This is a genomic window from Citrobacter sp. wls613, from assembly GCF_005281195.1.
Classification (GTDB): Bacteria; Pseudomonadota; Gammaproteobacteria; order Enterobacterales; family Enterobacteriaceae; genus Citrobacter; species Citrobacter gillenii.
On the sequence record NZ_SZXN01000058.1, the window covers coordinates 1 to 8,940 of the forward strand.

8 protein-coding genes are annotated in these 8,940 nt (G+C 48.3%); 3 read left to right on the forward strand and 5 right to left on the reverse strand.

The genetic code is table 11. The annotated features are described in order from the left end of the window. Positions 1-20: 20 nt before the first annotated feature. The 5 genes from FDX01_RS13105 to syd all read right to left on the reverse strand — a co-directional run bounded on the left by FDX01_RS13105 (position 21) and on the right by syd (position 4,663). Complete coding sequence (locus FDX01_RS13105) at positions 21-1,508, reverse strand: hypothetical protein (protein ID WP_249360975.1); 1,488 nt, start codon at positions 1,506-1,508, stop codon at positions 21-23. 396 nt (positions 1,509-1,904) lie between these two features. Continuing rightward, on the reverse strand, positions 1,905-2,354 hold the full coding sequence (locus tag FDX01_RS13110) for a flavodoxin (RefSeq protein ID WP_137399893.1): 450 nt from the start codon (positions 2,352-2,354) through the stop codon (positions 1,905-1,907). A gap of 19 nt (positions 2,355-2,373) precedes the next feature. Beyond that, positions 2,374-3,156: a tRNA pseudouridine(65) synthase TruC gene (gene truC, locus FDX01_RS13115; RefSeq protein WP_137399894.1), complete on the reverse strand. Its 783-nt coding sequence runs from the start codon at positions 3,154-3,156 to the stop codon at positions 2,374-2,376. Further along, entirely contained in the window at positions 3,156-3,485 is a 330-nt protein-coding gene (locus tag FDX01_RS13120) for a YqcC family protein (RefSeq protein ID WP_137399895.1), read from the reverse strand. The genes truC and FDX01_RS13120 overlap by 1 nt, the downstream gene beginning before the upstream one ends. Positions 3,486-4,117: 632 nt before the next feature. Continuing rightward, positions 4,118-4,663 (reverse strand): SecY-interacting protein, encoded by a 546-nt coding sequence (gene syd / locus FDX01_RS13130; RefSeq protein WP_115257591.1) that lies wholly within the window; start codon positions 4,661-4,663, stop codon positions 4,118-4,120. 68 nt (positions 4,664-4,731) lie between these two features. Here syd and queF point away from each other — a divergent pair, with 68 nt between their 5' ends. The 3 genes from queF (at position 4,732) to FDX01_RS13145 (ending at position 8,909) form a co-directional block, all read left to right on the forward strand. Then, positions 4,732-5,580 (forward strand): NADPH-dependent 7-cyano-7-deazaguanine reductase QueF, encoded by an 849-nt coding sequence (gene queF / locus FDX01_RS13135; RefSeq protein WP_137399896.1) that lies wholly within the window; start codon positions 4,732-4,734, stop codon positions 5,578-5,580. A 113-nt stretch (positions 5,581-5,693) separates the two neighbouring features. Then, a complete protein-coding gene (ppnN, locus tag FDX01_RS13140; protein ID WP_096755891.1) occupies positions 5,694-7,058 on the forward strand; it encodes a nucleotide 5'-monophosphate nucleosidase PpnN in 1,365 nt (454 codons plus the stop codon). Between the two features lie 561 nt (positions 7,059-7,619). Beyond that, a complete protein-coding gene (locus FDX01_RS13145) occupies positions 7,620-8,909 on the forward strand; it encodes an HAAAP family serine/threonine permease (protein ID WP_096755890.1) in 1,290 nt (429 codons plus the stop codon). Positions 8,910-8,940 lie beyond the last annotated feature (31 nt).

Consider the following 8,940-nt stretch of genomic DNA (forward strand, 5'->3'; position numbering starts at 1 on the left):
TATTCAGGTGGCCAAATTCACTATGCCACTACAGCTCCAATACCTCCAGCCTCTGATGTAATCAATCCTAAAACCCACGTACAAGCGGCCCTTCCCATAATTCCCCCGGCAGCACCGCCAGCAAGACTTACTGCTTGTTTACCACCAAATTTACTATATTCGACTATAGCCGCTTTTCTACATTCGCTTTCACGCCCTTTTGCGCAAGCTTCGTAAACGTTAGTTGTATAACTCGCAAAATCAAGACCGACTCCTACATAGCCAGTTGCTCTCATTATTTTCACCAGTTTGGCTGACTTTTCTATGTAGCTTGCATACCCCTCAATATCTTTTACTCCTGTTTGATCCCACTTATGCATAATTGATTTGGTTGATAGACCTAATGTCTGCTTTATATCTTCATATTGTTTTAAATTTAACCGTTCTTTTGAAAATCTATTCAAAATACCATCTAATTTCATAAATAGTCGTTCTCGTTGACCAAAAAACTCCTCTCCAGAAATTCGACCGGAATTACTACTATATGTTTTTTTATAAAGCTTTTGTATTTCATTGAGCGTTTTATTTATTTCTTCATAGTACCCACCGCCAGTATCCTTTATGTAACCTAATATATCCCCGCTTTGTCCTAAAGCATCGCTATATAATTGCGAAGAAAAAATATCCACGGAAGCTCTGTTTTCATGTAACACACGAGCTTCTGGCAGTGTTAATGGTGCAAGTGCTTTATCAATTCGATCACGCGCTTTTAGTAATGATTCAATCTGTTGCTGATCTTGCTTTTCAGGATCAACTACAAGCAGAATTGAACCCGGCTGTTTTTTCATATCTGGATTGAGCTTGTGGTATAACTCACGAGTACCATCCGGAGGGTTAATGAAAAACATATTTTCGAAAGATGATGGTGTGGCCTCATAGGGCAGTATACAAAATCCTGCATCTACAGGTTCGCGGGGTGATGTATCCTCCTCAACTGGACAGGATGGCATTAGTGCTACGGTAAGCGGTTTTGGTATTGGCTCAATATAACCAGGTGCGCCATACTGACCCCTTTGCGTGGGTCCTGGTTTTCTTCCCTGTTCTCTGTCGAGTGTTTCCTGATAAGCTCTTCTTACGCTTTCTTCGAAGATGCTGTCGAATACATCAGGCATAAATGGTTCATAAACTAACTCCCCGTCTTCATCAAAATAAAAAGGATTTCGGTTCCAGGACCAATGCTCATCATAATCAACCGCAATTATCCAGCCCAGTATTAATTTGTGTTGAATCTCATCATAAATGGGATTACATCTACTAATGGGGGGTCTTTCATATGCACTGGAAGAATAACGGTTTACATGCCATTTTATCTGTGGCATGCCAAAAAAAGTTGAGTGATCATTTTTATTGCCATCAAGTTCATAGTATACCCTTGCTAACCTAAGACCTTCTTTAGGTGACAGTATTTGTTCAAAGTCTTCTAATCTGGCATTTCGGCTAAAATCCGGGGTGTTATATAAAGAAAACAATTTGCATTCCTTAGATTAATAATTCCCTGTTGCTATTCTTTCAACTTTATTCATTCACAAAATCTATATTGCGAATCTATCTTTTTATTAAAGTATGATATGATATCACTTGTTAGTGTTTTTGATCTCATAAACAACAAAAGAACCCGTATTTAATTTTTATAAATCTGGGTAATAAATAAAACCATACAGTTATATAAAAAATACAAATAAATTAAAGAAAACTTTCCCAATTGATAATAAACTTGATCTTTTCAGGCCCATCATTTGATAGCAATAATGATAATGTTTGAAATTTTATTCTTATATCAAACATAAAGACCTGTAGGCCTTACCCGGCCTACAGTTAGAAATGAAGTTGTCTGCAGCACAAGCGAAACGCCGACGCATAAGGCGTTATTTAAGCAAGGTTCCCCAATGTTCTACCCAGGTATTGGATTCACTTTCCGGCTCAGGGTGCTCGCTGGCATCAATCAACAACATCTCACCCACGCGCTGCGCGCTTTGTTCCTGCAACAACGCGTCGAACTGTTTTCCGCCGTTGCAGAAGTTAACGTAGCTGCTGTCGCCGAGTGCGATCACGCCATAATGCAGATTTGGCTGAAAACCAAGATTATCTTTGATCCCCTGAAACAGTGGCACAATGCTGTCCGGAAGATCGCCCTGCCCGGTCGTTGAGGTCACCACCAGGACGTATTTGTCTTGATACGCCTGCCAGTCAGCCAGCTCTGGATCCTCGAACACCGTAGCCTTATGGCCCTGTCCGGTAAGGATAGCTTCAGCCTCTTCGGCTACCAACAGCGAGTTTCCGTACATCGTGCCGACAAAAATACCAATTTCCGCCATAACCTTTTTCTCCAGGGACTTAAGAATCTATTTGCTCATCCTGACCTGACCGCTCGCTGAACTCAACCCTTTCATTCTCAGGGAGAAGTCCACGCCAGCCAAACTGCGATAGCGCCTGCATCCAGACGTCATCCAGACCCGCGCGAATCACCAACGGCTCGCCAGTGAACGGATGGGTAAGCGTAAGCTGGCTGGCATGCAACATTAAGCGCTGGCAACCGAAATGCTCCGCCGCACTGCGGTTTTGCCGCAAATCACCGTGCTTACTGTCGCCAATAATAGGATGGCGTAAATGGGACAGATGCCGCCGGAGCTGGTGTTTACGACCGGTTTTAGGCTCAAGCTCTACCAGTCCGTAGCGAGTCGTTGGATAACGCCCGGTGGCCACCGGCATTTCTACCGTTGCCAGTCCGCGATAGTGGGTGACCGCCGGTTGCGGATCTTTATCTTCACGGGAAAATTTGTCGGCAATTTTATCCAACTCTTCCACCAGCGGGTAATCCAGCACCGCGTCATCCATTAACCAGCCACGCACAATCGCATGATAACGCTTTTGAATTTGATGCTGTTCAAGCTGCTGCGACAGCAAACGCCCGGCTTCGCTGGACAATCCCATCAGCAGCACGCCGGATGTCGGTCGGTCGAGGCGATGCACGGTAAAAACATGCTGACCAATCTGGTCACGCACCGTTTGCATCACGACCACTTTCTCATCGCGGTCGAGCCAGCTGCGATGAACCAGCCAGCCAGAAGGTTTGTTAACAGCAACCAGCCATTCGTCCTGATAGAGGATCTCAAGCATCAGGATTTATCGCTGGTAAACAGTGCATCCAGCTCCTGTAATACAACGAGAAGCACTTCACGCTGTGGATGGTCGGCGGTCAGCGCCATTTCGTAATACGGAGCGATGGCAAACGCCTCTGGAAGCGGCTGCGCGTTATCAAGCAGAGCATGCATACGGGGAATCAATACCCATTGCAGCCATTCAACCGGCTCCATGGTATCCATACAAAAAGGCTGCGTGCTGGTAAATAAATGCGCCTCAGGCTCATCCATTCGCCAGTGATTATGCTTACGCAACAGCGCTTCAAGCGCGTGGAGTTGCTGGCGCACACGGTCATGAGTCGTCATGAAATTAACCTCATTGATGAAAAATCTGGCGCGAAGAATAGCATTTGTGGGCAGGAAATAAAAAAAGGGAGCACTGTAAAAACAGTGCTCCCGGTTCGTTTCGCAGCATTCCAGCTACTTTTAGTGCTCCCTGCTCATCCATGACAACTTTTCCTGTGGTCTTACGACCTGTTCATCCTGAACGTTTGCATCCTGCTCACATCACCCCGATGTGAAAACTTCATCCTGAAGTGTCCCTGGCCATCCTGACCCGCCGACCATCCTGCCCGGCTCTCATTCTCCTTCCTGGAGGTGTCCCTTAACGCATCCGGCGTTTTCCTCTTTGCTTCGTCCTGAAGCCTATCCTTGTAACACCATCCTGGTGTGTCCTGCAGAAGTGTCATCATCCTGATGTTCACTTCGTTGTGCGACTCCTTGTCGACGGAGATAGAATCGCCTGTTTCGCTTTGTCTTACAAGATACTTACAGACATTCCTTTAAGGTTTTTTTCATATGAAAGCAGAGAATAAAACATCAACTAACTGAATTACATACATTTACTATGAAGGCCCTGCATTAAGCTTTCACTTATTACCTGGCGATCTCCTACAGGGTTTGTAAGAGATCTCTCACACGCATGCGGGCAAAATGGATTACAGAACTGGCTTAAGTTGAGTCAGGAAATCCGCAAGAGAGGCCGCCAGCACCGTTCGTTTACGAGTCCCCAGCGTTTCTTTGCACACTTCCCCGGACAGGTTACACACCGAAATGACATCCAGTTCATTTTCCTGTGTCGCAATAAACAGCGTCGGCGAGAGCTTGAGCCGCTTTTGCGTGACCAAATGGCCAATCAGGTTTTCCTGAACGCGCCTGAAGTCATCTTCGCTCCAGGTTTGCAGCAGCGTGAGCTTTTCATCGGCAAACTGCGCGTGCATGTCCCCGGCAAATTGGGTGGTATAAAAAGCGTGAACGGCGGGTTGTACCACAATATCAAAGGCGCGTTCAACCGCGTTTACATTCGTTTCGCCCACAAACGGCTGAGGCTGCCAGTACACGGCATCGCTGGTCGTGGAAATAATGCATGGGGAAGGTACGCCATATAATTCTTCGCTGAGAGGCCAGCTGTTATTTTTCTCATGCCATGCATCGCAATAGCGTGTCGTAAAGGCCGTTAACGCCTGCGCAGTCAATTCGTCCACTGATTTCTCTCTTCACAAAAGCCAGGATACACTTGACGCATAGTGTATCTGGTTTATGACGGTGAAACATGTCTTCTTATGAAAACCATCAGGCGCTTGACGGCCTGACCCTCGGTAAATCAACAGATTACCGGGACAATTACGATGCCAGTTTGTTGCAGGGCGTTCCGCGTAGCCTGAACCGCGACCCGCTGGATTTAAAGGCCGATAGTCTTCCTTTTCATGGCGCCGATATCTGGACGCTGTATGAACTGTCATGGCTAAATGCCAATGGCTTACCGCAGGTTGCCGTCGGACATGTCGAATTAGACTACACCAGCGTGAATCTGATTGAATCAAAAAGCTTTAAGCTGTATCTGAACAGTTTTAACCAGACCCGCTTTGATTCATGGGATGCCGTTCGCCAAACGCTGGAACACGATTTGCGCGCCTGCGCCGAAGGCGATGTTCACGTGGCGCTGTACCGTATCGACGAGCTGGAAGGGCAGCCGATTGCTCATTTCAATGGCACCTGCATCGATGACCAGGATATCGTCATCGATAACTACCAGTTCACCACAGATTATCTGGAGAACGCCACAAGCGGCGAGAAAGCAGTGGAAGAAACGCTAGTCAGCCATCTGCTGAAATCTAACTGTTTGATCACCCACCAGCCCGACTGGGGTTCTATACAAATTCAGTATCGTGGACGAAAAATCGACAGGGAGCAGCTGCTGCGTTATCTGGTGTCCTTCCGCCATCATAATGAATTCCATGAACAGTGCGTGGAGCGCATTTTCAATGACATTCTGCGCTTCTGCCAGCCGGAAAAGCTGAGCGTCTACGCCCGCTACACGCGACGCGGCGGTCTGGACATTAATCCATGGCGAACCAACACCGATTTTGTCCCTGCCATCGGCAGACTGGTGCGTCAGTAACTTTATTTCTCAATTTTGCGTGCCGGATTCCGCGCGCAAGGTTGTGAAAGGTCATAAGCCAGAGCTATTGTAATCAACAGGGAATGACGTGTTGCGTCCCATAAGGAGTTTACTTGATTACACATATTAGCCCGCTTGGCTCAATGGACATGTTGTCGCAGCTGGAAGTCGATATGCTTAAACGCACGGCCAGCAGCGACCTGTATCAACTGTTTCGTAACTGTTCGCTTGCCGTCCTGAACTCCGGCAGTTTGACCGACAACAGCAAAGAGCTGCTGTCTCGTTTTGAAAGTTTCGACATTAACGTGCTGCGCCGTGAACGTGGCGTTAAGCTGGAACTGATTAACCCGCCTGAAGACGCGTTTGTTGATGGACGCATTATTCGTGCGCTGCAGGCCAACCTGTTTGCCGTCCTGCGCGACATTCTTTTCGTTAACGGCCAGATCCATAACGCTGGTCGTTTTCAACGTCTGGATCTCGAAAGCTCGGTTCACATTACCAACCTCGTCTTCTCCATCTTGCGTAACGCCCGGGCACTGCACGTCGATGAAGCACCGAACATGGTCGTCTGCTGGGGCGGTCACTCCATCAACGAAAATGAGTACCTGTATGCTCGTCGCGTCGGTACCCAGTTGGGCCTGCGTGAGCTGAACATCTGTACCGGCTGCGGTCCTGGTGCGATGGAAGCCCCCATGAAAGGCGCGGCGGTGGGCCACGCCCAGCAGCGTTACAAAGACAGCCGTTTTATCGGCATGACTGAACCGTCAATCATTGCCGCCGAACCGCCTAACCCGCTGGTCAACGAACTGATCATCATGCCGGACATTGAAAAACGTCTGGAAGCATTTGTCCGTATTGCCCACGGCATTATCATTTTCCCTGGCGGCGTAGGAACGGCGGAAGAGCTGCTGTACCTGTTAGGGATCTTGATGAACCCGGCGAACAAAGATCAGGTTCTGCCACTGATCTTGACGGGGCCAAAAGAGAGTGCGGACTACTTCCGCGTGCTGGATGAATTTATCGTACACACGCTGGGTGAAGACGCGCGTCGCCACTACCGCATTATCATTGACGATGCTTCAGAAGTCGCTCGCCTGATGAAAAAAGCGATGCCGCTGGTGAAAGAGAATCGCCGCGACACCGGTGATGCCTACAGCTTTAACTGGTCGATTCGCATTTCACCTGATTTGCAGATGCCGTTTGAACCGTCTCATGAAAACATGGCGAACCTGAAGCTGTACCCCGATCAACCGGTTGAAGTACTGGCTGCAGACCTGCGTCGCGCGTTCTCCGGCATCGTCGCGGGTAACGTCAAGGAAGTCGGTATTCACGCTATTGAAGAGTTTGGGCCGTACAAGATCCACGGTGACCGAGAGATGATGCGCCGTATGGATGACCTGCTGCAGGGCTTTGTCGCACAGCATCGCATGAAGTTGCCGGGTTCGGCCTACATTCCTTGCTACGAAATCTGCGCCTGATGTTTAACGCCCGGTAGCTGCGGCTACCACGATGACAGATTTGTCCATATCCAAGCCGGTTTTGGCCTCGCAGCCAGCCGGCTTTTTTAGTGATACCAGTCACATAGCTCAACTCCTAACATAAACATCAATAATGTTTCGTCAGAAAACCCTCAATACGCAAACGTTTACCTTTCAAATTCGACCGTGACTTATCGTCATAAATTATCATTAGTTGCAAGAATCCACTGAAAATGACAGTTTTTACAGCGCAACACTCGTATCTTCTCGCGTTCTCTTTCACGTCATATGTCGTTAATGCTAGCCTTCGCGCCCGTAAATCCGCTTTGGTTATTTTTTAATAGATTAATGGTCCAAATTTATCCACATAAAAAGTGGATTATTGCATTTGGGATCCCGATCACTGATACATTCATAACTTAAATGTATCTTTCCGCCCGAAAATTATTACGGCGAAAAATTATATAAAAAATCGCTAATCGGAATTCGTTTTACAGTCGGGTCTTTTTTCAGTGGATTGAACCCAAACCTGACTTTTTAAGCTTCCTCCAGGAGAAATAGATGGAAAACACGCAAACCAGCACTATCGTTACGGGCCAGACCCGCAGCGCATGGCGCAAGACTGACACCATGTGGATGCTGGGCCTTTACGGTACGGCAATTGGCGCGGGTGTCTTGTTCCTGCCAATTAACGCCGGTGTTGGCGGTCTTATCCCGCTGATCATCATGGCTATTCTTGCCTTCCCAATGACCTACTTTGCACACCGTGGTCTAACCCGTTTTGTGTTATCCGGTAAAAATCCGGGTGAAGACATCACCGAAGTGGTAGAAGAACACTTTGGTGTTGGCGCAGGTAAACTGATTACGCTGCTCTATTTCTTCGCTATCTACCCAATTCTGTTGGTTTACAGCGTAGCGATTACCAATACCGTCGAGAGCTTCCTGACCCACCAGCTGGCAATTACGCCTCCGCCGCGTGCCATCCTGTCGCTGATCCTGATTATCGGTATGATGACCATCGTGCGCTTCGGTGAGCAGATGATCGTGAAGGCGATGAGCATCCTGGTATTCCCGTTCGTTGCAGCGCTGATGCTGCTGGCGCTGTACCTGATCCCTCAGTGGAGCGGTGCGGTTCTGGAAACCCTGTCCTTTGACTCTGCAGCAACCACTGGCAATGGCCTGTTGTTGACCCTGTGGCTGGCAATTCCGGTAATGGTATTCTCCTTCAACCACTCACCGATCATCTCCTCCTTCGCCGTTGCGAAGCGTGAAGAGTACGGTGATGAAGCAGAGAAGAAATGCTCCAAGATTCTGGCATTCGCTCACATCATGATGGTGCTGACCGTTATGTTCTTCGTCTTCAGCTGCGTGTTTAGCCTGACCCCGGCGGATCTGGCTGCGGCAAAAGAGCAGAACATCTCCATCCTGTCTTACCTGGCGAACCACTTTAACGCACCGATCATTGCCTGGATGGCACCGATTATCGCGATGATCGCTATCACCAAATCCTTCCTCGGCCACTACCTGGGCGCACGTGAAGGCTTCAATGGTATGGTGATTAAGCACCTGCGTGGTAAAGGCAAATCCATCGAAGTCAACAAGCTGAACAAACTCACTGCACTGTTCATGCTGGTTACCACCTGGATCGTGGCAACGCTGAACCCGAGCATCCTCGGTATGATTGAAACCCTGGGTGGCCCAATCATCGCGATGATTCTGTTCCTGATGCCGATGTATGCGATTCAGAAAGTCCCGGCCATGCGTAAGTACAGCGGCCATATCAGCAACGTCTTCGTTGTGATTATGGGTCTGATTGCCATCTCCGCTATTTTCTACTCGCTGTTTAGTTAATCCCCTGCGCCGCCTACGGGCGGCGCATCTC

Excerpts from the sequence above, each read along its gene's own strand:
- FDX01_RS13110 (WP_137399893.1), bottom strand. The coding sequence starts at position 2,354 with ATGGCGGAAATTGGTATTTTTGTCGGCACGATGTACGGAAACTCGCTG.
- truC (WP_137399894.1), bottom strand. The coding sequence starts at position 3,156 with ATGCTTGAGATCCTCTATCAGGACGAATGGCTGGTTGCTGTTAACAAA.
- FDX01_RS13120 (WP_137399895.1), bottom strand. The coding sequence starts at position 3,485 with ATGACGACTCATGACCGTGTGCGCCAGCAACTCCACGCGCTTGAAGCG.
- queF (WP_137399896.1), top strand. The coding sequence starts at position 4,732 with ATGTCTTCTTATGAAAACCATCAGGCGCTTGACGGCCTGACCCTCGGT.
- FDX01_RS13145 (WP_096755890.1), top strand. The coding sequence starts at position 7,620 with ATGGAAAACACGCAAACCAGCACTATCGTTACGGGCCAGACCCGCAGC.